Here is a 22920-nt window from a genome sequence, read left to right as displayed (position 1 = left end):
TTATGTCTTCTGATCAGAATCTCTCCGCCGATGTCGTGATCGTCGGGTCCGGCGTCGCTGGCAGTTCCATTGCGAACGAACTGGCGCGTGCGGGCATTTCCGTCATCGTGCTGGAAGCCGGGCCTCGTGTGGACCGGCAGCATTTCGTGGATAATTTCCGCAATCTGGAAAACAAGCCGTCCTACCAAGGCCCCTTCCCGTCCACGCCCTGGGCCGTACATCCGCCCAACCAGATGACGCCGAACCAGTATCTGCATACAAGCGGCCCGAACGCGGAGGCCTATCAGCAGGTCTATCTGCGGATGATGGGTGGCACGACCTGGCACTGGGCCGGTTGTGCATGGCGTTATCTGCCATCGGATTTCGAGCTTAAGACCCGCTATGGGCAGGGCCGTGACTGGGCCCTGAAATACGACGATCTCGAGCCGTTTTATTATCAGGCCGAAGTCATGATGGGCGTGTGCGGCCCTGATCCGAAGGTCGAGGATCTGGGCTCCCCCCGCCAGCAGCCCTATCCGATGGAAGCACTGCCGATTTCCTATGCGGCCCAGCAGTTCCGCAAGCTTATCACGGAAAAGACACCGTATCGCGTCGTGCATGAGCCACAGGCTCGCAACACGCGACCCTATGACGGCCGTCCGACCTGCGAGGGACACAACAATTGCATGCCGATCTGCCCGATCGGGGCGATGTATAACGGCGGCTATTCCGTCTATCACGCCGAGGCTGCCGGGGCGAAGTTCGTACCCAATGCTGTGGTTTATAAAATTGAGCGTGACAGCGCGAACAAGAAGGTAACGGCCGTTCACTATTACGATCCGGACAAAGGATCGCACCGCGTGACGGGCAAGTATTTCGTGATCGCAGCGCACTGCATCGAGACAGCCAAGCTGCTGCTGGTTTCGGCCGATGAGCAGAGCCCAGATGGTATCGCCAACAGTTCGGGCCATGTTGGCCGGAACATGATGGATCATACCGGCGTTCAGGTGACGTTCATCAGCGGCGACAAGGCCCTTTGGCCGGGACGTGGCCCGCTTGAGACCAACGTGATCGACAATTTCCGCGATGGCGACTGGCGTGGCGATCGTGGCGCGTATCTCGTCCACATGGTTGATGACAACCAGGTCGATTTCGCAACGCAGCTTGCGATTTCAAAGGGGTATGTCGGCAAGGATCTGGAAGATCAGATCCGCTATCTGGCTTCCCACACCGTCCGTCTGTTCAGCCACAACGAGGCCCTGCCCGATCCGGACAACCGTCTGACGCTCAGCAAGACGCATAAGGACGCGCTCGGCATTCCGCACCCGGATGTCTATTACAAGCTGCCGGATTACACGGTCCGCAGTTGCGAGCATACACGCGGACTGTTCAAGGATCTTATCGGCCTGATGCATGGCACGGATGAACAGTGGACGCCGGGCTATTTCCCGCAGGATCATCCCTCCGGCAGCACCATCATGGGCGTAGACCCCAAGGATTCCGTGGTGGACGGCCATTGCCGGACGCATGACCACGAGAACCTGTTCATCGCAAGTTCGTCCGTGTTCTCCACGGTCGGAACCGGAAACATTACCCTCACCGTCGCAGCCCTTGCGCTTCGTGTTGCCGATACGCTGAAAAAAGAACTGCTCCATGCCTGATTTCAAAACCGTTTTCTGGTCTTTTCTTGTTGGTGGAACGGTTCTGGCTGGACTGTCTTCTTTCGCTGCGCGGGCGGCGGATGTGGATCAGGATGTTATGAACCGTGGCGCCTATCTCGCCACGGCTGCGGACTGCATCGCCTGCCACACCAAGCCGGGCGGTACACCGTTCGCGGGAGGGCTGAAGATTGCAACGCCCATGGGCGACATCATTTCCACGAACATCACGCCCGATGCCGATCATGGGATCGGCAAATACTCGGAGCATGATTTCGAACAGGCACTCCGCAAGGGCAAGCGGCGCGATGGCGCAAACCTCTATCCGGTCATGCCGTATGTCTCCTATGCGGCCCTGACGGATCAGGACGTTCACGCGCTTTATGTGTGGTTCATGAACGGGGTCAAACCTGTCGCGCAGACGCCGCCCGCCACGCAGCTCAGCTTTCCGAGCAATATCCGTCTGACGCTGTCAGGCTGGAACATGCTGGCAGGAACCGAGACGCAGGAAACGGGTGATTCGGCGAATTATGACAAGATGCGGCGTGGCCGGTATCTGGCCATTGCGCTCGAACATTGCGGAACCTGCCACACACCGCGCAACGTCATGCTGATGGAGAAGTCAGACCAGTATCTGGCGGGCAGCCCGCTGTCCGGCTGGTACGCTCCGAACATCACCCCCAGCAAAACAGGCGGGATCGGAGACTGGAGCGAGGACGATCTTGTCCAGTATCTGCACACTGGTCGGGTCAAGGGCAGAAGTCAGGCAGCCGGACCGATGGGGGAAGCTGTCGAACACAGCACGAGCCATCTGACGGATGCGGATCTGCATGCGCTGGCGGCATTTGTTCTTCAGGTGAAAGCGATCGACGATTCTTCCGAACACCAACCGCGCGACGGTTTTGGCAAGGCGAACGACATTCCCGACCTGCGTTCGGGCAACCTGACGCGGATCGACAACCTGTCGCAGAAAGCCCCGGAAAACCTGTTCGATGCCAACTGTGCCGCCTGTCACGGGCAGAACGGCGCGGGCACCGTCGATCAGTATGCGCCGTCGCTTTACAAAAACTCCGTGGTTGGTGCGGGCCGTCCGGACAATCTGATCATGACAATCCTGACGGGTGTGAACCGCAAGACGGCGGATGGTCATGCCAGCATGCCGGCGTTCGGCAGCACTTCAGATGTGCAGCGTCTGGATGATACGGAAGTCGCGAGTCTTGTGAACTATGTCAATAAGACCTTCGGTAGCGGCACCTATACCGTGACCGCGGATCAGGTCGCAAAGGTTCGCAAGGACCACACTCCGCACTGAGCGCCACCAGTCACGGGCAACGATAAAAAAAGGGGAGATGGACCAGATCCACCTCCCCTTTTTTTATCGAGAAAACTGCGGGTCAGCCTTCGCTGGAAGGGCGCTTTGTCAGCCGCAGCAGGAAATACGGCACGAAGAAATAGAGCGCGATCACGACCATGAGCGGTTTGAGAAGCCAGTTCATGTTCTGGTGCAGCAGCGACTGGCTGAGAAGATTGCTCAGACCCATCATGCAGATCACCGAGAAAAGGCAGGCCAGATTGGCAAAAAATCCACGATCGCCGTTGATCTCGCGCAGTTGCTGAAAAAACGACCTGGACTGCGGCGCAACGCTCATGAGGGCATACTTCCTGTTCGTCGGCAGAGCATAGGAAAAGCACGCCACTCGTGGTTTTCATGCTGCCGGGCGGTGGGGAAGGATACTGCCAAGTTCGGCAGGATCAAAGCCTCAACTCGATGAAGCAGAGCTATTGAAAAAAACCGGCGCCTTTATGGGGCACCGGTTTTCAGAAGTTATTGACCGCTCAAGCAGCCTGACTGGAGACCGCAGCAACTGTCGCGGGCGCGGCCGCAGCAGGAGGCGTCAGCGTGCGACGGACGGCATCATGCCAGCCATCGATCATGATGCGACGCTGTGCCGGGTCCATCTTCGGTGCGAAAACGCGCTCCTGTTTCCAGGTCGCCGCAACTTCGTCCAGACTCTTCCACAGCCCGACCTGCAATCCGGCAAGGAAGGCTGCCCCAAGAGCCGTGGTCTCGATATTGACCGGACGCTCAACCTCGGCCTTGAGCATGGAGGACAAGAACTGGGCAAACCAGTCGTTGACTGCCATGCCACCATCAATCCGCAGGATGCTCGTGCGCATGGCACCGTCCTCGCGCATGGCGCGGATCAGATCATAGGTCTGATAGGCCACGGATTCCAGCATGGCGCGGGCGATATGCGCCTGCGTGGAGCCGAGCGTCAGGCCGCAGATCAGGCCGCGCGCATCAGGGTCCCAGTGCGGAGCACCAAGGCCCACGAAGGCCGGAACCATATAAACGCCGTGGCTGTCCGGGATACGGGTTGCCATGTCGTCAGTCTGGGAGGCATGCGTGATTAGTTGCAGGCCATCACGCAGCCACTTGATTCCAGCGCCTGCTACGAAAATGGAGCCTTCCAGCGCGTAGAAGGTCTTGCCGCCGATGCGATAGGCGATCGTGGTTAGCAGACGATTGTTGGACGTGATCGGCTTTTCACCAGTGTTGAGCAGCATGAAGCAGCCCGTGCCGTAAGTCGCCTTGGCCATGCCTTCATGGAAGCAGGCCTGCCCGATAACAGCAGCATGCTGGTCGCCTGCCATGCCGCCAATGGCAATCTTCTCACCAAACAGCTTAGCTTCCGTCTCGCCGAAATCGCTGCTGTTGTCGCAGACTTCCGGCAGAAGGGCGCGCGGGACGTTGAAAAGCTCCAGAAGTTCATCATCCCACTGTTGGGTATGGATGTTGAACAGAGACGTGCGGCAGGCATTGGTGATGTCAGTCGCGTGTTTGCGTCCACCCGTCAGACGCCATAGCAGGAAACAATCGATCGTGCCTGCTGCGAGTTCTCCGGCTTCCGCACGACGACGCGCATCGGGGACGTGATCGAGAAGCCAGGCAATCTTGCTTGCCGAGAAATACGGGTCCAGCAGAAGTCCGGTCTTGTCACGGACGACGGCTTCCTTGCCCTGCTGACGCAGGAGACTGCACTCATGGGCCGTCCGGCGATCCTGCCAGACGAGCGCGCGGTGGATCGGGCGACCCGTCTCGCGATCCCAGATGACGACAGTTTCGCGCTGGTTCGTAATGCCCAGAGCCGCAATCCGCTCCGGCCCACCCACTTCGTCGATGGTCTCCCGCGCCGTGGCCAATACATCGCGCCAGATGTCTTCGACGTCATGCTCCACCCAGCCGGGTTCGGGATAATGCTGCGGAAACTCACGGCGGGAGATGGCCAGCGCCTGCGCGTCCTTTCCAAAGACGATGCTGCGGGTCGAGGTCGTGCCCTGATCGATGGCGAGGATGCAGTCTTTCTTGTTCATGATGGACACTCCAATAAAGGTTCAAAAAATTTCAGACTGATTTTCAGGACACTCTGTTGACGACCGGGAAAGCAGGATCGCCAGGGTTGGACACGACCAGAACCGGTTCGGCGGGATTGATCCCCTCGGGGGACACAACGACCGTTTGCTCCAGATAGCGCGGCATGAAAGGACGCAGGCCGAACTGATAGAGTGCTGCACCGATCGGACCACCGATCAGAGGAGCAACGATGGGCACCCAGAAGTAGTTGCCCGGTGCTGGCAGTGCGCTCTGTCCCCAACCCGCAAAAAAGCAGAACAGACGCGGGCCAAAGTCACGGGCCGGATTGATCGCCCAGGCGTCCAGATAGCCACAGGACGCGCCGATGATTGCCACCAGCAGACCGATGATGAGCGCGCTCGAATTGGCCTGCGGAGCCTGCGTATTGTACTGGCAGGTGATCGCGAAAATCCCGAAAACCAGCACAGCCGTCAGAACCAGTTCGTCCCAGAACGCATGGGAAACCGTGACGAAATCACCGGGATGGGTGAAGAATACACCCGAAGCCCCGCCGTCGACGGCGCGCGTCAGGTTATGCGCCAGATTGAAATGGTCGATAACCGGGACATAAAGTGAGTAAACCACCGCTGCACCGGCACAACCACCCAGAACTTGAGCGCTAATGTAGGGAAGCACTTTTTTCCACGAGAAGCCGCGGAACATGGCCAGAGACAGCGTGACAGCCGGGTTCGCATGCGTTCCGCTGATCGCGCCGGTGGCATAAATTGCCACCGTCACACCCAGACCCCAGACGATACACACGCCCCAATAGGCCGTTTTGTACGGACTGGGATCGTAGAGCGAGTACATGGCCGCAACGCCGTCCCCGAAGAGAATGATGATTGCGACTGCGAAGAACTCCGCGAGGAGCTCACCGAGATAACGTCTGTTTTCTGACATGACTGATATCCGCCATGAAAAATGAAGTAAAAATGGTCAGGCGACGTTCTGCCGCGCGACCGGATCGGGATTGGGAACGGAGGCGACGCCCGCTGGCAGACGTCCCTCGACATAGGTTTGAAGCGCCGCGCGATCGGTATCGTTGACGAACAGGCCAAGCCGTGAGCGACGCCACAGAATGTCCTCGGCGGTGCGGGCCCATTCGTTGTCGATCAGGTAATCCACTTCCCGCGCGCTGAGCGTATCGCCGAACATCTGGCCCATGCCTTCCACATCGGCAGTGGCGATTTCATAAGCCCGGAGCCCGTAATTGCGCATCAGACGCCATGAACTGCGTTCGGAAAGATGCGGCGCGTATCCACGGAAGCGACGAAGCTGCGCGTCGAAATCCTTCGGCGCGAACTCTCCTCCGGGAAGCGGAGTACCATCCGTCCAGCCCGGCTTGTGCAGGACGGGGAGATGCGGAGCGAGCTTCTCGACGGCATGTTCGGCCAGCTTGCGGAACGTCGTGATCTTACCGCCGAAAACGGACAGGATCGGCGCGGCCGTCGCATCCACATCCAGCACATAATCACGCGTCACGGCCGAGGCATTGCCCGAATTGTCGTCATAGAGCGGGCGGACGCCTGCGTAGGTCCAGACGACATCATCGGGGCTGACGGTTTTCGTGAAATAGCGGTTTACGCTCTCGCACAAATAGCTGATTTCGTCAGGCGAGATATCGACCTTCCCCGGGTCCTTCTCCCACGGAACATCCGTGGTGCCGATCAGGGTGAAGTCCTGCTCGTAGAGAATGGCGAAAACGATCCGCTTGTCCGGGTTCTGGAAGATGTAGGCCTGTGACCCCTCAAAGACGCGCGGAACCACGATGTGGCTGCCCTTGACCAGACGCACCTTGTTGCGGCTTGGCACATTCAGACGGTCCTGAAGCAGTTCGGCCACCCATGGGCCTGCGGCGTTTACGAGGGCCTTTGCCTGAACCATGCGCTGCTCACCCGTCTGGGTGTTTTCGAGCGTGGCTGTCCAGACCTGCGGGCCGCGAACAGCCTTGATGAGACGCGTGCGGGTCTGGACGTTCGCACCCACGCGCACCGCATCCATGGCGTTGAGAACCACGAGCCGACTGTCCTGCACCCAGCCATCCGAATATTCAAAACCGCGCACATACTCCGAACGCAGCGGCTTGCCCGCCGGAGCAGACCGCAGGTTCAGCGCCTTCGTTTTAGGAAGCGTCATGTTCGGGCAAAGATGATCGTACAGGAACAGCCCCGTACGCAGGAGCCATGCCGGGCGCAGCATTTTCGAGTGCGGCAGAACGAAGCGCATCGGCCAGATGATGTGCGGTGCGATCTTCAGCAGACGCTCACGCTCCATCAGGGCCTCACGGACCAGCCGGAACTCGTAATATTCGAGATAGCGCAGGCCGCCATGAATAAGCTTGGTGCTGGCGGACGATGTATGGCTTGCAAGATCATCCTGCTCGACGAGAAGCACATTCGCCCCCCTGCCCGCGGCATCTCTTGCAATTCCGCAGCCATTGATCCCCCCGCCCACAACCAGAAGGTCGTAGGGCGCGGATGGATTGGCCGCAGATGAAACCTCGTGAATCGATGACATCATGATCTCCTGTCATCACGCTCCAAAACGAGCGGTCGATGTTCGTTTTGGAGCATGTTGAGCGATAAAGAAAGGGGTTTATGTGATTCGTAACGCAATAGTGTTAGAAGACGCTGCGTTATTCGTGATTTTCAGCCACATGCAGCGTGACACCCGCAGCATCCAGAAGCCGCTGAAAGGAGTCGGAGACCGGACGATCCGTGATCAGGTCGTCGATATCCCGCAGATCCCCCACTCTACCCAGCGGATGGCGCGCGAACTTCGTATGATCCGCCAACAGCAGAACACGGCGCGAGTTCCGGATAATTGTCCGTGCGCATTGGATTTCTTCCAGATCGAAATCCAGCAAAGTGCCATCTTCCTCAATCCCGCTGATCCCGATCACGCCGAATTCCGTGCGGAACGAGGACAGGGTTTCGATGGCCGTGGCCCCGAGAATGGCACCGTCCTGCGGACGTAATTGGCCGCCCGCAATAATGGTATGAAAATCCGTCCGCCCAGAAACAAGCGATGCCACATGCAGATTGTTCGTCACGATCCGCAAATCCCTGTGGCTTGTCAGAGATCGGGCAAAGGCTTCCGTCGTTGTGCCGATATTGATGAATAAAGACGAACGATCGGGAATCAGGGCCGCCGCATAACGTCCGATCGCATCCTTGGCAGAGGAATTGAGGATCTGGCGCGCATCGTAATCCAGATTTTCAACCGTAGAGACGGGCGTTGCACCTCCGTGATGGCGGCACAGCAAACCAAGTTCTGCAAGATGGGTCACATCCCGGCGAATGGTCTGAACCGCAACGCTAAAATGCTGTGCCATCTCCTCATTGGCCATATAGCCCTGACTGCGAACCAGACGCACGATCTGGTCCTGTCTTGGACTGGTGGAAGGCGGATCGTGAGGCATGATGGAATCCTGACGCGAAATGTAAGAAAGCGAACATAAGCGCACATTCCTGAGCACGAAAAGCCTTCCGCTCTGCAAGAATCTTTATTCCGGAACCGACAAAGCAACTCCGGGATTTCACAAACCGTTACAGATCGAGCCCTAAAAGCCATATTCCGGCCACGTCAGAGGATTTACCTTGAGACTGTAAGTGCCCGGAGTTGAACAGTCGGGCCTGAAGGTGAGTTATGAAGACAAAATTATTCGCAGGATTGATGGCAGGCTGCCTCCTCGCCGCAGCGCCTCTGGCTTCTGCCGATCCACGGAATTCCGGTCCTCAGGGTGGGCCCGGATGGCATGATGGTCCGGGACGAAATGGAGATTATCGCGGTGGCGGTCGGCGCGGCGGTCCTGACCGGGTATGGCGTCGTGGAGACCGTTATGACGGCCCCCGTGGCAATCGCTGGGCCGTCAATAACTGGCGCAGCTATCGTGGCCTGTATGCTCCGCCACCCGGTTATTATTGGACGCGTTCTGGAAACCAGTTCCTGCTGACAGCTCTGGCAACGGGTCTGATTGCCGGGGTCGTGGGCGCCAATATTGCGGCACCGCCTCCAGGAGCGCCTCCGCCGCCCCCACCGGGATATGGACCGGGGCCACGCTAAGGAAGCGACCTATTGTTGAATAAGCGCCGCGACCTCGCTCCATTCCGGTGCGGCGTCTGCGGCGCCACGACGGGTCGTCGCCAAAGCCCCACAGGCTGAGGCGATCCGGGCTGCTTCCGGCAGATTTTCTCCACGAGCCAAAGCAACGGCAAGCCCTGCATTAAAACAGTCTCCCGCGGCTACAGTATCGATCGGAGTTACCTGAAATGGCGGGATGTGCCCTGATGACGTTCCATCGTGCCAGAACACGCCTTTCGCTCCCATCTTGACCAGAACGGCGCGAACACCTTTCGCCAGCAGAGCTTCTGCGGCCGTTTTTGCTTCTTCAACAGTCGCGGGACGAATGCCGGTGAGACTGAAAGTCTCGCTTTCATTGGGTGTCAGAATATCGATCTCTGTCCATAAAGCGTCGAGAAGACCATGCTCAGGCGCAGGAGCCGGATCGAGTATGACGAGACCGCCCGCCCGCTTTGTCTGAATCGCGGCAGCCAGAGCGACTGTTTGTGGAATTTCAAGCTGGAGCAGCAGGACCTTCGCCCTGTCCAGCCAAGGCGAGGCTGCCACGACATCCGTTCCGTCCACCGCCATGTTTGCACCTCCGGCAACGGTGATGCAGTTCTCCGCCGAAGCATCGATCCCGATCAGGGCAATGCCGGTCGGGTGCTCGGGATCATCCCGCAGCGGCGAGAGATCCACGCCGAAACCCTCCAGACTGGCCCGGGCCTGCGCTCCGAACGCATCGCACCCCACACGACCGGCGAGAGCGACATCCACGTCGAACGGTTGTGCAAGCCTTGCAGCAGCCGCCGCCTGATTGCTGCCCTTCCCGCCCAGTCCGATCGCATAACTGTCGGCGTGAACAGTTTCGCCGGGGCGGGGAAGCCGCTGGCTGCGGGCCGTCAGATCAATATTGATACTGCCGAAGGAAAGGATCAGAGGCGTCCGCAAAGTCATGTCCATCAGGCCGAAAGCTGGAGAAAGGGAAGATTTTCAAGCCTGCTTATCGGATGACCCCACGCCCTTCAAGCAGAGCAGCCGGAAGACCCGCCGCAATGAAGCAACAGAGCATCATTACTCTCCCTAAATCCCGATTTGTTGCTTATCCGTGCAACTTTTCACAAAAGCAGCAGTTTTCTTTTCTTGACTTCCCTACCGGGTCGACAGGACTGTGTCTTTCGCAAATGATTGTGATAGGCTTCAGCCCTCCTGATGGCCGCGCGAAAGTTTCCTGCCTCCAATGCGACCTGCCCGCCTCCGATCCTGCATCTCCGGCCCCGCTTTTCTCCTGACGGGCGGATGCACTCTTCGCGGCGCTCCGGCCTTTCCGATCATGGGAGCCTATTTCCCGGGCTGGATGGCCTGCGCACTGATCGGCGTGGCGACGGCTGTGGGCCTGCGCGTCCTCTTTCTGCTGACAGGGCTTGATGCGCTGCTCAGCTTCCGCCTCTTCACCTATGTCGCCCTTGGCGTCATCGCCGCACTCACGGTGTGGACGCTGGTATTCGGACCCTGATCGTGCAGCGCATCCCTGTTTCCAGCAAAAAACCAGTCGGCATCATCATTGCGGTCCTGTGCGTGGGAGCGGCCACCGCTTTCGGCATACATGTCGCCCATGAGGACAGTGCTCACCCCTCCTCCGATAGCGGCATCATCGATGCGGAAGTGGTGCATATCGCTTCGGTTGTGGGAGGGCGCATCAAAACACTGAACGTGACGGTCAACCAGCGTGTGCACAAAGGCGATGTGCTGTACCAGATTGACCCTGAACCTTACGAACTGACGCTTCGACAGGCGAAAGCCAATCTGGATCTGGCCAATGCGGAAGTGGAGAACCAGACACGTCTGCTCAGCGTCAAAACCTCCAACGCCGCGACGGCCGGCGATCAAGTCTCCCGCGCCCAGACCAACCGGGATCTGGCAGCGCGGACGGTGGAGCGGCTTCAGCCTCTGGCCGGGAAATCCTATATTCCTTGGCAGCAATACGATCAGGCCCGCGTTGCCCTACACGACGCCGAAATCTCCCTGGCCCAGTCCCGCATCCAGTCCACAGCGGCCACGACTGCAATTGGCGATCTGAAAAGTTCGATCGCAGCGCGTGATGCCAGTCAGGCAGCGTATGATCGTGTCCGCTATGAACTGCGACAGACCACGGTCATTGCCCCTGCGGACGGATATGTCACCAGCCTGCGCGTCAAGGTTGGCGAAGTTCTGGCGCCCTCGCAGTCTTTATTTACGCTAATCGCGGACAACGAGTGGTATGCGATGGCCAATATCCGGGAGGGCGATCTTGAAGCCGTCGGGGTTGGAGACTGCGTGACGGTCCATTCCATGATCGATCGGAACACGCCGATCCGTGGTCATGTTGAAAGTATCGGTTGGGGCGTTCTCTCGGTTGATTCTTCCGGAATTGCCCGTTCGCTCCCCCTCGTGCCGCGACAGATGGACTGGGTGCATGTGGCCCAGCGTTTCCCGGTTCGCATCCAGTTAGAGAAGGCGAACCCGCTTCTGCTGCGTCTCGGCGCCACCGCGACGGTCGAGGTCCGGCATGGCGCTGCCTGTCCCTGAAACCTCCCCTTCCCCGGACTTTTCGGATCAGGACGTGATCCAGGACGCATCACCCCTTCGCACCCTCGGGCTGGCGCGGATCTGGCGCCTGATATGGGACCCTGCGCCGGGACGTCTGGGCTATGCGCTGCGCATGGCGGCTGGCTGCACGACCACCGTTCTGGTCGGGGAAATCTGGCAGGTTCCCGATCTGGGTGTTCCGGCACTCGTGACGATGGCGTTATGGCAGAAAGACCGCGTGACCAATGCCCTCGTCGGGGTTCTGGTGAACATCGTGGTGGTGTTCCTGCTCCTGCTGATCTATGGCCTGATCAAGATCACGCTGGATCACGCGATGGAACTGGTGATCGTGATCGCCCTTCTGTCGTTCGGGTTTTTCTTTCTGGGGTCGGCCAGTAAACTCAAACCCGTGGCCTATATGTTCGGCCTGATTATCGTCTTTGGACTGGTCGTGATTGATCAGGTTCCGGTCGGGGAAGTCATTACGCGGGCTATTCTTTATACGGATCTGTTTCTGGCTGTGCCGGGAGCAGTCATGATCGTGCTCGGTATGCTGATCTGCCCGTCTCCCCGCAGGGTTCTGACCGACGATATTGCAGCCCGTCTTCTCATGGCGTGCCGCCTGCTACGGGGCGCTGATGACCGTACCCGCGAACAAGCGACGGACATGCTGCGCATCGGCACGACAGACATGATGAAGTCTGCGAAAATGGCCGGGCTGGAAAAAATCTGGGCAGCCAAGGATCTGGTCTGCCTCAAACAGTCCGCAAGCAGCAGCGTGGCCGTCCTCGCGCTCGCCGATGAAGCAGACCGAACCGGACTATCAGCAGAAGACGCGGCCTGTCTGATAGCAACCCTTGAAAAAATGGCCGCCATTTTCGCAGCCGGGGACTATCCCGCCGACATCGAGCGCCCCACTGTCAGCACCGCATCTCCAGCAGCCTCCGCCATGGCGGACATGCTGCCCGCGTTTACCACACCCCCTGCAGAAAGTACGAAAGCTGCCCCTCTGGAGAAAAAATCCGGGTTCTTTGCGGACGACGCATTCAGCAATCCCGAACATGTCCGGTTTGCGGTCAAGGGCACGGCAGGGGTTATGCTCAGCTATCTGGCCTTCATGGTGCTGGACTGGCCGGGCATCCACACCTGCATCATCACCTGCTTCATCGTTGCGCTGCCAACCATGGGGGAAATGGTTTCCAAGCTGACCCTGCGTATTTCAGGAGCGCTTGTCGGGGGGGCGATTGGCATTGGCTCCATCATTTTCGTCATGCCCTATCTGGATGGGATCACCGGTTTTCTGGTTCTGATTTTCGTGGTGTCCCTGCTCGCGGCATGGGTCAAAACGGGCGATGAGCGCATTGCCTATGCAGGATTTCAGATCGGTCTGGCCTTTTACCTGTCGGATCTGAAAGGCTTCGGTCCTACCAGCGACATGGAAACCGCGCGGGACCGCATCATCGGAATCATGCTGGGCAATTTCATCACCTATGCCATGTTCACGAGCTTCTGGCCTGCAACCGCCCGAGACAGAATTGGAGAAGGTCTGCGCAAACTGGCGGAAGCCCTGAAACTCCAGTCTCAGGCCATGACGCCGCAAGCCCGCGCAGAGGCCATTGCCAGCACCCAGTCCGCCCTTTCGGAAAGCGAGCGCACTCTGGAATATGTCATGGCGGAACCCATCAACACGCGCGTTGATCTCCCGCGCCTGAGAGAAACAAAACAGGCGCTTGCTGATGCTGGCTGTCTCTCGGAAGATCTGCTCGTCACACCCGAGAGAGCAGATCTGACCAATCACACCGCACGCCTGGAACGACTTGCAGGGTAATAGGTCCTGGCGTTTGTGAGGGATTTTCTCTCCCTCAGAGAGCGAAATCAGGCGTCCAGAAGCTCTTTTGAAAGCTCAACATGCTTTCGGGCATATGCCACGGAATTAATGGCGTTTTTCACCCGTTCCTGAGCAGCTTCGGTTCTTTGTAAAGCACCAGACGGATTGGTACGCACCGCAGAAATCGCCTCTGCAAGCGCCGTCGGGTTTCGTTCTGGCACATAGAGTACAGAATCTGACCCGAAATAATCTGTCAAACCACCACAGTCTGAAGAAATGACCGGGACCCCAAGGATAATGGCTTCCTCAACGACAGTAATGCCAGAAGCATGTCGATTGGACTGAAGGGGGACAACAACGATATCAGCGTCAGAATAAAGGCCGATCAGCTCAGCATTGTTTTTCGCCCGCACAAGCGTGACATTAGGAACATTCTTTGCTGCTTCAAATGCAGCAGGCGAACTGCTTGCGATGCTGAATTCCACATCCGGCAATGCATTTGCCGCAGCGCAGAAGGTCTTCCAGTCTCTGTGCTCGTCGTTGCCAAGCGAAAGGACCTTGAGTTTTTTCCCCTGGCAGGTTTTGCGAGCAGGCTTCATATCGTCTGCCCGGATGCCGAAATGCACCCGCTCAACACGCAGATCCGGAAACATACGCCGACCGTCATCCCGGTTGAAAACCGAAAGTACTGTCAGAAGGTCGAGGTCTTTCATAAGACGCCGGAAGAACCATTTCCTCCAAAAAGGCTGTTTGCGCCAGCGGTCAATCAGCCAGACAGCCTGCCCAAGAAGCTTTGGCCTGCGCACAGGCTTCAGAATTCGGAACAGGAGGAGAACTGCCAGAGTCTGCGATTCTGTATGCGTCCACACCACATCGGACGCAAGAATTTGCTTACGGTTCCGCCACGCATGGACAAAGTCGAAACCAAGCACAAGACGTGCACCATAGCGGAGCGCTTTGTTGAGCGGATTTTCGCGCTGATCTTCAGAATAAACGATTTCTATGTCGTCTGAGGCAGCTCGGGAGTAGCCATAAGCCTGCTCCTCATTCAATCCCAATATTCGGCCCGCTTCCCAGCGTTCCCGCCAGGTTTTGCTGCCAAAACCGTACGCAAGCTGCACAAAAACTTTCATCACACAACATCCAGTTGCAATGATTGCTAAATACTTAACTTTAACGGCAGAATCAACGGAAAATTAACGGGAAATTATGGGGTTTTGGCCTCATTTTCACATCAGGATGAAAACCCCTGTTCCGTTTTGTGATCGAACAAAGCGTTTGTATCTGTGTCTTTCAAGAAACAGTCATGAGGAAACGCGCCGCATATCGGCACCAAAACAGGCGAATCATTTTGACACTCAGTGCCATAATGTGGACAGGAGACCTCAGCCCACCCATACCGACTGATCAGGACCGCTCATGAAATCCGCACGCCTGCTGCTTTGTCTTCTTTCCGGATCTGTCCTAAGCAGTATGCCCGCTTTCGCAGCGGAGACACAACCAGCTTCCAAGACCAAAACAGCCGTACCCGCCCCGTCATCTTATGCCAAAACACAAACCCCCAAAGCAGAGACCATCACGGTTCGTAGTCGAAACGGCTCTGGAACTGCTGCGGATTATCTGAACAAAGACGTGGCTTTGGGGCCGCTCGGCACGCGCTCCGTGCTCGATACACCGATGTCCATCATGGTTGTTCCGCATGATGTTCTGGTGAACCAGCAGAGCCGCAATATTAACGATCTCGTGGCGTATGTACCGTCCGCACAGCTTGAAATGCGCGGCGATCCGAACACCAGCCGGCCGCAGTCCCGTGGCTTTGAAGGCGATGTGATTGCCAACACCCGCATGGACGGGCTGAACATGGTCATCACCACGCCCTATGCCGCCGAACAGTTCGACAGCCTTCAGGTTCTGAACGGTCTGGCAGGCGCGCTTTACGGACCGCAGAACCCGGCGGGCACGTTCGACTTCACGCTCAAGCGCCCGACGGACCGTATGACCGAACGCTTTGTCGTAGGGACGGATTCCATCGGTTCTCCTCTGGAGAGCGCGGATGTTTCGGGGCGCGTGGGGAAAAACAAATGGTTCGGCTACCGGTTGAACCTGCTGAACCAGAACGGCGAAGGTTATGTCGAAGGTTCGCATCTTCGGCGTGACCTCGTCAGCGGCGATTTCGACATTCATCTCTCGGACAAGACTGTCATCCAGATCGATGCCAGCCAGTATACCTATGCCGAGCGCGGCTATCCGGGCGGTTTCGCCTATAGCACCGCAATCCAGCTTCCTCAGGCACCGGATCTGAGCCAGAAGGGTTATGGCCAGCCACAGGCGGGCTACAACATGGAAACCGATACGGCTCTGGCCAAGATCATCCATAATTTCAACGACAACTGGAGCCTGAAGCTCGGCGGTCTATGGCAGAATGCGGCGCGCAATGTCTTCAGCACGTCCAATCAGCTTCTGAATTCCTCGGGCCTGTATCGCCAGACGATTTCCGCAGCCCTCACGGCCAATGATTTCGTCGCAGGAAGCAATATGGCTTACCTGAACGGCAAATTCCGCACCGGTCCGCTGCGACACCAGATCGAACTCGGCACGAACGGTTATATGATGGGGAACTACAACCCCACTTCCTCCACCGGAACCATCACTCTTGGAGAAGCCACGATCGGCCACCCCAAGAGCTTCTCAAGCGTGCAGCCTTATTATTCCGGTCGCTACAAATCCGCTGATACGATGAACCAGTCGCTGCTGGCAGGCGATACCATTTCGCTGGGCAAGCACTGGTCGATCATGGGCTCCCTCGCCTGGAGCTGGCTGAGTACCAACAACTACGCCAAGACCGGCACCAAAACATCCAGCTACACCCGCGCCGCCGCATTCAGCCCGATGACGAGCCTGATGTACAAGCCGACGGATAGCCAGACGCTGTATTTCACATGGGGACGTTCGCTACAGGCGGGAACGACCGCCCCGGTGGGGTCGGTCAACGTGAATGACGTCACGGCTCCGTTGCGCTCAGAAGAATATGAAGTCGGCTACAAGATCCTGATCGCCAAGCGCATGCAGGTCAACATTGCGGGCTTCCGCATGTCACGCCCGTTCGGATTCACGGACCCTGTGACGCATGTCTATGCGAATTACGGCACGCAGCGAAACTATGGCGTCGAATTTCAGGCATCGGGCAATATCACCGATAATCTGACGTTTCTTGGTGGCATGACATGGCTCGATGCCCAGATGCTGGGTACGGGATCGTCGCTGACGGCCAACAAGCAGGTTGTGGGCGTCCCGCCACTGATGGCGAATGCACTGCTGGATTATCGCCTGCCGTTTCTCAAAGGCGCGGCCGTCAACGCGAATGTTCATTATATGGGCCGTCGTGCTGCCAATGTTTACAACACGACCTTTGCGCCGTCTTACGTCACGCTGGATCTGGGCGCACGTTATGCGACCCATGCCTATGGCCAGCCGCTGGTGTTCCGCTTTGGTGTGAACAACGTGACGAACCAGAGCTACTGGGCGTCCGTCTATCCGTCCAGCATTAATGGCGTCAGCAATGCTACCAACTCCGCAGTGGCCGGCCTGCCGCGGACGTACCATTTCAGCATCGAGCTGGACCTCTGAGCGGGGCTCAGCCTGAACTCATCGGGAAATCGTTCTGCCACAGCAGAGGCTGAAGCGTGAAGGTCCGGCGCAGGATGGTTTCAAGATCCGACCGGCCTTCGGTCTTGACCCATTCGTCCAGAGCCGTCCGGAACGTCGCAATCGCCGTCCGGGCCAGCAAACGAGCCACAAGGGACGGCATTTCGGTGGCGGGCAAGCGGGCGATCAGGGCGGAAGCGAGTGTTTCCTCCCATTCGGAATAGCGACGCAGGGCCATGTCACGCAGCGCGGGCGTCTGTTCCACCAGCCTGACGACCCCATAGGCATCCATCCGGTCGGACGAATAACAGGCGACGACCGGCACAAGCCCTGCCAGAACGGCGTCCTGTAGCGGAACGTCCAGCGGCACGGCGCGAATGGCATCGGTCAGGATCGTTGTAACGCCGTTGGTCCAGGCGAGAATGATATCGGCCTTGCCCGGAAAATAACGAAAGAGCGTCCGACGCGAGATCTGCGCGGCTTCTGCGATTTCATCGACGGATGTTTCTTCATAACCATAAGTCGAAAACAGGCGCATGGCTTCGCGCACCAGCGCGGCATGGGTGCGGTCCTTCTTGCGCTGCCGCAGCGGTCCGTCCTGTTCGCCATCCTCTTGTGCGTCTATCGTCATGCCGTCCAGTTATCCCGAAGTCCGCAACCAGCATAGACCCGATCTGCTGAAGCGTTCCAGCAGGCAGAAACCACCGGCTTCAGGACACGAGCCGGTAACGCGCCCGGACCAGCACGTCATTTTCAAGCTGCTGCCGGAGCGCCGACATCTCCTGCGGGGCAGTCAGAACCGCCACCTCGTGAAAAAACGGACGTCTACCCGTCACGCGGTCCTGAAAAACCTGCGCCAGAACCATGACCACCGGATCACGACTGCAACAAAAGCATCCCGTAGCGTGGCGGTTCCTGAAGGGCAACGGTGCCGGAATGGCGGCGACGTCGCCCCACGTTTCCTCAGGCCGTGCGCCGCCGATGAGCAGCGCATGACGTCTACGCTCTTCCGGCCACGAAGACTCTCCGGACAGGAAGCTCAGGGGGATCAGGGACGCGGTCATTGAATCCTCTTTAGCAGGGCCTGCGCAACCGGGCAGCATTTTCATGCCTCCAACTCTTTGCCGCCATGCAGGCGGTTTGCTACACCGTTTCTGCCTCTTACCGTATATGGAGGCGCTGTCCCGATCACGGGTTCCCGAACCTGTCTCCCGTCCTTTCCAGTTACAGAGCCTGCTGCCCATGTCCTCACGTCCCCATCTGCTTGATGCCCTTGCCGATCAGGTCCTGCTCTGTGATGGCGGCATGGGGTCCCGGGTGCAGATGCTGGATCTCGAAGTCGAGCGCGATTACTGGGGACAGGAAAACTGCACGGAAATCCTGAACCTCTCCCGTCCGGAACTCGTGCGTGAAATCCATCGCGGCTATTTCGAAGCCGGGGCGGACATGGTGGAGACGAACACGTTCGGCGGCTCCATCGTCACGCTGGCGGAATTCGGGCTGCAGGACCGTACACGGGAAATCAACCGCACGGCGGCCACGCTGGCTCGTGAGGCGGCCGAAACGTTCTCTGACGGACGGCACCGCTACGTCATGGGCTCCATCGGTCCGGGCACGAAGCTGCCGACGCTGGGCAACATTGCTTATGACGATCTGGAAGCTGGTCTGATCGAACAGTGCCGTGGCCTGATTGATGGCGGCGTGGACGGGTTCCTGATCGAGACGTGTCAGGACACACTTCAGATCAAGGCAGCCGTGAACGCTGCCAAAATTGCCCGGATCGAACTGGGTTCGGATGCGCCGATCTTCGTGCAGGTCACAGTCGAGACCACCGGCACGCTGCTGGTTGGACCCGATATCGCCGCGGCCGCCACGACCGTTCAGGCGCTGGACGTCCCCTCGCTCGGCCTGAACTGCGCGACCGGTCCACAGGAAATGGGCGAGCATGTCCGCTGGCTTTCGGAAAACTGGCCCGGCCTCATTTCCATGCAGCCCAATGCCGGCCTGCCCGAGCTTGTGGACGGCAAGACCGTCTATCCGCTCAGCCCCGAGGAAATGGCCGTTTGGATGGAGCGCTTCGTCAAGGAAGACGGGCTGAACCTGATCGGCGGCTGCTGTGGCACATCCACCCCGCATATTCAGGCACTGGACGGGATGCTGCGTCGTGTGGGCGGCACGAAGCTGCGCCCTGCCCCGGTCAAGCGCAGTACGGTCTGGGTGCCGTCGGTCTCCAGCCTCTATACGCAAACGCCGCTGCGTCAGGAGAACAGCTATTTCTCCATCGGCGAGCGCTGCAATGCGAACGGCTCCAAGAAATGGCGTGAGCTTCAGGAAGCCAATGACTGGGACGGCTGCGTCGCCATCGGGCGTGAGCAGGCCGCCGAAGGCTCCAACGCGCTCGATATCTGCACGGCGTTCGTCGGACGGGATGAAGTCCGCGAAATGAACGAGGTCGTCACGCGTTTCACGTCGTCCGTGAATGCGCCGCTGGTGATTGATTCGACCGAAACCCCCGTTATTGAAGCCGCGCTCAAGCTGCACGGTGGCAAGCCGATCATCAACTCGATCAATTTCGAAGACGGTGAAGAACAGGCGCATGCCCGCATGAAGCTGGCCCGCAAGTTCGGCGCGGCGATGATTGCGCTCACGATCGACGAAGTTGGCATGGCGAAAGAGCCGCAGGACAAGCTGCGCATTGCCGAGCGACTGGTTGATTTCGCCTGCACCCAGTACGGGCTGCCGCAGTCTGATCTGATGATCGACCCGCTGACCTTCACCATCGCGACGGGCGTGGAAGACGATCGCAAGCTCGGACAGTGGACGCTTGAAGGCATCAAGCTAATCCGCGACAAGTTCCCCGACATCCAGATCATTCTCGGCCTGTCGAATATTTCATTCGGCCTGAATCCGGCCGCGCGTGCTGTGCTGAATTCGGTGTTCCTCGACCATGCCGTCAAGGCGGGCATGACGGGCGCGATCGTGCATGTCTCCAAGATCCGTCCGTTGCACCTGATCGCGGCTGAAGAGGTCAAGGTCGCGGAAGACCTGATCTTCGACCGTCGCACCGAAGACTACGATCCGCTTCAGAAACTTCTGGAACTGTTTGCGGGCCGAAAAGCCGCTGATGCCGTCAAGAAGCGTCGTGCGGAAACGCCAGCAGAACGTCTGAAAGACCGGATCGTGGACGGTGACCGCAAGGGCATCGAGGACGATCTGGCGGCCGCAATGACAGAAATGCCGCCGCTCGATATCATCAACAATGTTCTACTGGACGGCATGAAGGTCGTGGGCGAGCTGTTCGGTTCGGGCAAGATGCAACTTCCGTTCGTGTTGCAGTCCGCCGAGACGATGAAAACTGCCGTCGCCTGGCTTGAGCCGCATATGGAGCGCACGGAAGGCCAGCATCGCGGCACGATGGTGCTCGCGACCGTCAAGGGGGACGTCCACGATATCGGCAAGAACCTCGTGGACATTATCCTGACCAATAACGGCTACCGGGTCATTAATCTGGGCATCAAGGTGCCGCTTGCGGACATGATTGCGGCCGTGAAGGAACATAACGCCGATGCGCTGGGCATGTCCGGGCTTCTGGTGAAGTCCACGGTTATCATGCGCGAAAACCTCGCGGAAATGCACCGTCAGGGCTTTGACCTTCCGGTCATCCTCGGCGGCGCCGCCCTGACGCGCAATTACGTCGAGGAAGAATGCGCCCGCTCTTATGGCGCTGGTGAACCGGGGCGTGTGGCCTATGCGCGTGATGCGTTCGACGGTCTAGGCCTGATGGACAAGATCGCCAATAACGACCTCGACTCCTATCTGGGCGCAATCCAGACGCGCCGCGCCAGCCAGGCGAGCCGCAAGACGGAACGCGCGCCGGAAATCGCGGAAACGCGGGGCTTTGGGGAGGTGGATCGTGAGGCCGCAAAAGCCCGGCGTGAGCGTATTTCAGGCTCCGAGCCTGTCATTACACCGCCCTTCTGGGGCGCGCGCGTTCTGGAAGCGACGCCGAATGCGGTTCTACCGTTTCTTAATGAACGGTCGCTGTATCAGTTTCAGTGGGGCTTTCGGAAACAGGGCCGCTCGCTCGACGAATTCATGGAATACGCCAAGATCGAACTCCGCCCCGTGCTCAAGCGCATGTTGGCGCTGAGTGCTGAACAGGACATCATTCGTCCACAGGCGATTTACGGGTACTGGAAAGCAGCGGGAGACGGGAACGATCTCGTGCTGTTCGAAGAAGACGGTAAAACGGAAGCCGCACGCTTCACCATGCCGCGCCAGCCCAAGGATGACGGCGAGTGCATCGCCGATTTCGTGCGCGATATCAGCGACGATGTCCGTGACGTGGTCGGGCTTCAGGTTGTGACCGTCGGGCAGAAATCATCCGATCTGGCGCGGGTGTGGTTCGAGGACAACCGCTACCAGGACTATCTGTACCTGCATGGCCTGTCGGTCGAAATGGCGGAAGCCATGGCGGAATACACCCACAAGCGCATCCGCGCCGAACTAGGCTTCGCGGGCGACGACAACCGAGACATGGAAAGGCTGCTCTCCCAGTCCTATCGCGGCTCGCGCTATTCCTTCGGCTATCCCGCCTGCCCCCGGCTTGAGGATCAGGAGCCGATCCTGAAAATGCTGGATGCCGAACGCATCGGCGTGTCCCTTTCGGACGGCTATCAGCTGCACCCGGAACAGTCGACATCAGCACTCGTGATGCTGAATCCGCGTGCAAAATACTTTACCGTCTGAAGACGGCAGACTTTTAAAAAAGACGAGAAAAGACCTTCCATGACGGCCCCTTCAGTTCCGCAGACGACCTATGTCCTGACACTTTCCTGCCCCAACCGCCCGGGTATCGTGGCGGCCATCAGCGGGAAGCTGGCGGAGCTGGATGCCAACATCACGGAAGCTCAGCAGTTCGATGACCGGGACAGCACGGTCTTCTTCATGAGGATCGTCTTTGAAGTCGCACAAGACCGGACCAGCATGAAGCAGCTTCAAGAGGCGCTGGCCGTTCTGGGAAACAGTTTCAGCATGGAGTGGGCCCTGCATGACCGCAGCGTGCAGCCGAAGGTCCTGCTGATGGTCTCGCGCTTCGATCACTGCCTGGTCGATCTGCTGTATCGCTGGCGCATTGGGGAACTGCCGATCGAGCCCGTTGGCATCGTGTCGAACCACCCGCGCGACGTGTTCGCGGATCTGGATTTCTACGGCATTCCGTTTCACCACGTCCCCGTCACGAAAGAAACGAAGCCCGCGCAGGAAGCCCACGTGCTGGACCTGCTGGCATCGAGCGGTGCCGAGCTGGTCATTCTCGCGCGTTACATGCAGGTTCTGTCCAACGAGATGGCCGCCAGCCTGTCCGGTCGCTGTATCAATATTCACCACTCCTTCCTCCCCGGCTTCAAGGGCGCGCGCCCTTACCATCAGGCCTTTGCCCGCGGCGTGAAGCTGATCGGCGCGACGGCCCATTACGTCACGCTGGATCTGGATGAAGGCCCGATCATCGAGCAGGATGTGGAGCGTATTTCCCATGCCGACACACCCGAGGACCTGATCCGCAAAGGACGCGATATCGAACGTCGCGTTCTGGCACGTGCCGTCCGGTATCACATCGAACGCCGAACCATTATCAACGGTAGCCGCACAGTCGTCTTTGCGACCTGAACAAGGCTTTTCTTCGACGGGACATATAAATTTCGCACGACACCCGGAATATTCTCTCCTAGGGTCGATCCAGTATTTCACAGTCGGTAGCACTCGTC

At 58.6% G+C, this 22920-nt stretch carries 18 protein-coding genes; 9 read left to right on the top strand and 9 right to left on the bottom strand.

Annotated elements, in window-relative coordinates; genetic code table 11:
* Window positions 1-2: 2 nt before the first annotated feature.
* A complete protein-coding gene (locus JK208_RS03130; RefSeq protein WP_211574287.1) occupies window positions 3-1640 on the top strand; it encodes a GMC family oxidoreductase in 1638 nt (545 codons plus the stop codon).
* Window positions 1633-2949: a cytochrome c gene (locus JK208_RS03125; RefSeq protein WP_211574286.1), complete on the top strand. Its 1317-nt coding sequence runs from the start codon at window positions 1633-1635 to the stop codon at window positions 2947-2949. Before JK208_RS03130 ends, JK208_RS03125 begins: the two co-directional genes overlap by 8 nt.
* Window positions 2950-3031: 82 nt before the next feature.
* Here the strand turns inward: JK208_RS03125 and JK208_RS03120 are convergent, their stop codons facing one another.
* The 5 genes from JK208_RS03120 to JK208_RS03100 all read right to left on the bottom strand — a co-directional run bounded on the left by JK208_RS03120 (window position 3032) and on the right by JK208_RS03100 (window position 8473).
* Window positions 3032-3286, bottom strand: coding sequence for a hypothetical protein (locus JK208_RS03120; RefSeq protein WP_062027483.1), 255 nt, complete (start codon window positions 3284-3286; stop codon window positions 3032-3034).
* A 187-nt stretch (window positions 3287-3473) separates the two neighbouring features.
* The gene (gene glpK, locus JK208_RS03115) at window positions 3474-5012 is read right to left on the bottom strand and encodes a glycerol kinase GlpK (RefSeq protein WP_211574285.1); all 1539 of its coding nucleotides are present in this window, start codon (window positions 5010-5012) and stop codon (window positions 3474-3476) included.
* A gap of 43 nt (window positions 5013-5055) precedes the next feature.
* Window positions 5056-5952 carry an MIP/aquaporin family protein gene (locus JK208_RS03110; protein ID WP_211574284.1) on the bottom strand — a complete coding sequence of 299 codons (897 nt, stop codon included), beginning with the start codon at window positions 5950-5952 and terminating at the stop codon, window positions 5056-5058.
* A 36-nt stretch (window positions 5953-5988) separates the two neighbouring features.
* Window positions 5989-7569 (bottom strand): glycerol-3-phosphate dehydrogenase, encoded by a 1581-nt coding sequence (gene glpD / locus JK208_RS03105; protein WP_211574339.1) that lies wholly within the window; start codon window positions 7567-7569, stop codon window positions 5989-5991.
* Window positions 7570-7687: 118 nt separating this feature from the next.
* Window positions 7688-8473: a DeoR/GlpR family DNA-binding transcription regulator gene (locus JK208_RS03100; RefSeq protein ID WP_211574283.1), complete on the bottom strand. Its 786-nt coding sequence runs from the start codon at window positions 8471-8473 to the stop codon at window positions 7688-7690.
* 227 nt (window positions 8474-8700) lie between these two features.
* On the opposite strand from JK208_RS03100, the gene JK208_RS03095 reads away from it, so the two are divergent.
* Window positions 8701-9117, top strand: coding sequence for an RcnB family protein (locus tag JK208_RS03095; RefSeq protein WP_211574282.1), 417 nt, complete (start codon window positions 8701-8703; stop codon window positions 9115-9117).
* Window positions 9118-9126: 9 nt separating this feature from the next.
* Here the strand turns inward: JK208_RS03095 and JK208_RS03090 are convergent, their stop codons facing one another.
* Window positions 9127-10071 (bottom strand): ribokinase, encoded by a 945-nt coding sequence (locus JK208_RS03090; protein WP_211574281.1) that lies wholly within the window; start codon window positions 10069-10071, stop codon window positions 9127-9129.
* 376 nt (window positions 10072-10447) lie between these two features.
* On the opposite strand from JK208_RS03090, the gene JK208_RS03085 reads away from it, so the two are divergent.
* Genes JK208_RS03085 through JK208_RS03075 form a run of 3 tightly spaced genes read left to right on the top strand, consistent with a single transcriptional unit; the run spans window position 10448 to window position 13510 of the window.
* A complete protein-coding gene (locus JK208_RS03085) occupies window positions 10448-10630 on the top strand; it encodes a hypothetical protein (protein ID WP_235993225.1) in 183 nt (60 codons plus the stop codon).
* Between the two features lie 2 nt (window positions 10631-10632).
* Window positions 10633-11682 (top strand): multidrug transporter subunit MdtN, encoded by a 1050-nt coding sequence (gene mdtN / locus JK208_RS03080; protein ID WP_211574280.1) that lies wholly within the window; start codon window positions 10633-10635, stop codon window positions 11680-11682.
* On the top strand, window positions 11663-13510 hold the full coding sequence (locus JK208_RS03075; RefSeq protein WP_211574279.1) for an FUSC family protein: 1848 nt from the start codon (window positions 11663-11665) through the stop codon (window positions 13508-13510). The genes mdtN and JK208_RS03075 overlap by 20 nt, the downstream gene beginning before the upstream one ends.
* A 47-nt stretch (window positions 13511-13557) precedes the next feature.
* On the opposite strand, the gene JK208_RS03070 is transcribed toward JK208_RS03075, so the two are convergent.
* Complete coding sequence (locus JK208_RS03070) at window positions 13558-14643, bottom strand: glycosyltransferase family 4 protein (protein ID WP_211574278.1); 1086 nt, start codon at window positions 14641-14643, stop codon at window positions 13558-13560.
* 286 nt (window positions 14644-14929) lie between these two features.
* On the opposite strand from JK208_RS03070, the gene JK208_RS03065 reads away from it, so the two are divergent.
* The gene (locus JK208_RS03065) at window positions 14930-17137 is read left to right on the top strand and encodes a TonB-dependent siderophore receptor (RefSeq protein WP_211574277.1); all 2208 of its coding nucleotides are present in this window, start codon (window positions 14930-14932) and stop codon (window positions 17135-17137) included.
* 7 nt (window positions 17138-17144) lie between these two features.
* Here JK208_RS03065 and JK208_RS03060 read toward each other — a convergent pair whose 3' ends face one another.
* Together JK208_RS03060 and JK208_RS03055 are read right to left on the bottom strand one after the other, a co-directional pair.
* Window positions 17145-17786 carry a TetR family transcriptional regulator gene (locus JK208_RS03060; RefSeq protein ID WP_211574276.1) on the bottom strand — a complete coding sequence of 214 codons (642 nt, stop codon included), beginning with the start codon at window positions 17784-17786 and terminating at the stop codon, window positions 17145-17147.
* A gap of 79 nt (window positions 17787-17865) precedes the next feature.
* Window positions 17866-18219 (bottom strand): hypothetical protein, encoded by a 354-nt coding sequence (locus JK208_RS03055; protein WP_211574275.1) that lies wholly within the window; start codon window positions 18217-18219, stop codon window positions 17866-17868.
* Between the two features lie 178 nt (window positions 18220-18397).
* Here JK208_RS03055 and metH point away from each other — a divergent pair, with 178 nt between their 5' ends.
* Complete coding sequence (gene metH, locus JK208_RS03050) at window positions 18398-21904, top strand: methionine synthase (RefSeq protein WP_211574274.1); 3507 nt, start codon at window positions 18398-18400, stop codon at window positions 21902-21904.
* Window positions 21905-21943: 39 nt separating this feature from the next.
* Window positions 21944-22822: a formyltetrahydrofolate deformylase gene (gene purU / locus JK208_RS03045; RefSeq protein ID WP_211574273.1), complete on the top strand. Its 879-nt coding sequence runs from the start codon at window positions 21944-21946 to the stop codon at window positions 22820-22822.
* Window positions 22823-22920: the final 98 nt, after the last annotated feature.

The sequence above is a fragment of the Gluconobacter sp. Dm-74 genome, assembly GCF_018256135.1.
GTDB classification, from domain to species: Bacteria; Pseudomonadota; Alphaproteobacteria; order Acetobacterales; family Acetobacteraceae; genus Gluconobacter; species Gluconobacter cadivus.
This window is presented reverse-complemented; position numbering and strand designations above follow the sequence as displayed.

Bases quoted from the DNA above. Each gene is read 5' to 3' on its own strand.
- JK208_RS03130 (WP_211574287.1), top strand. From the start codon at position 3: ATGTCTTCTGATCAGAATCTCTCCGCCGATGTCGTGATCGTCGGGTCC.
- JK208_RS03120 (WP_062027483.1), bottom strand. From the start codon at position 3,286: ATGAGCGTTGCGCCGCAGTCCAGGTCGTTTTTTCAGCAACTGCGCGAG.
- JK208_RS03090 (WP_211574281.1), bottom strand. From the start codon at position 10,071: ATGACTTTGCGGACGCCTCTGATCCTTTCCTTCGGCAGTATCAATATT.
- JK208_RS03110 (WP_211574284.1), bottom strand. From the start codon at position 5,952: ATGTCAGAAAACAGACGTTATCTCGGTGAGCTCCTCGCGGAGTTCTTC.
- JK208_RS03065 (WP_211574277.1), top strand. From the start codon at position 14,930: ATGAAATCCGCACGCCTGCTGCTTTGTCTTCTTTCCGGATCTGTCCTA.
- JK208_RS03100 (WP_211574283.1), bottom strand. From the start codon at position 8,473: ATGCCTCACGATCCGCCTTCCACCAGTCCAAGACAGGACCAGATCGTG.
- JK208_RS03095 (WP_211574282.1), top strand. From the start codon at position 8,701: ATGAAGACAAAATTATTCGCAGGATTGATGGCAGGCTGCCTCCTCGCC.
- JK208_RS03085 (WP_235993225.1), top strand. From the start codon at position 10,448: ATGGGAGCCTATTTCCCGGGCTGGATGGCCTGCGCACTGATCGGCGTG.
- JK208_RS03075 (WP_211574279.1), top strand. From the start codon at position 11,663: ATGGCGCTGCCTGTCCCTGAAACCTCCCCTTCCCCGGACTTTTCGGAT.
- purU (WP_211574273.1), top strand. From the start codon at position 21,944: ATGACGGCCCCTTCAGTTCCGCAGACGACCTATGTCCTGACACTTTCC.
- glpD (WP_211574339.1), bottom strand. From the start codon at position 7,569: ATGTCATCGATTCACGAGGTTTCATCTGCGGCCAATCCATCCGCGCCC.
- metH (WP_211574274.1), top strand. From the start codon at position 18,398: ATGTCCTCACGTCCCCATCTGCTTGATGCCCTTGCCGATCAGGTCCTG.
- JK208_RS03125 (WP_211574286.1), top strand. From the start codon at position 1,633: ATGCCTGATTTCAAAACCGTTTTCTGGTCTTTTCTTGTTGGTGGAACG.
- JK208_RS03060 (WP_211574276.1), bottom strand. From the start codon at position 17,786: ATGACGATAGACGCACAAGAGGATGGCGAACAGGACGGACCGCTGCGG.
- JK208_RS03070 (WP_211574278.1), bottom strand. From the start codon at position 14,643: ATGAAAGTTTTTGTGCAGCTTGCGTACGGTTTTGGCAGCAAAACCTGG.
- JK208_RS03055 (WP_211574275.1), bottom strand. From the start codon at position 18,219: ATGACCGCGTCCCTGATCCCCCTGAGCTTCCTGTCCGGAGAGTCTTCG.
- glpK (WP_211574285.1), bottom strand. From the start codon at position 5,012: ATGAACAAGAAAGACTGCATCCTCGCCATCGATCAGGGCACGACCTCG.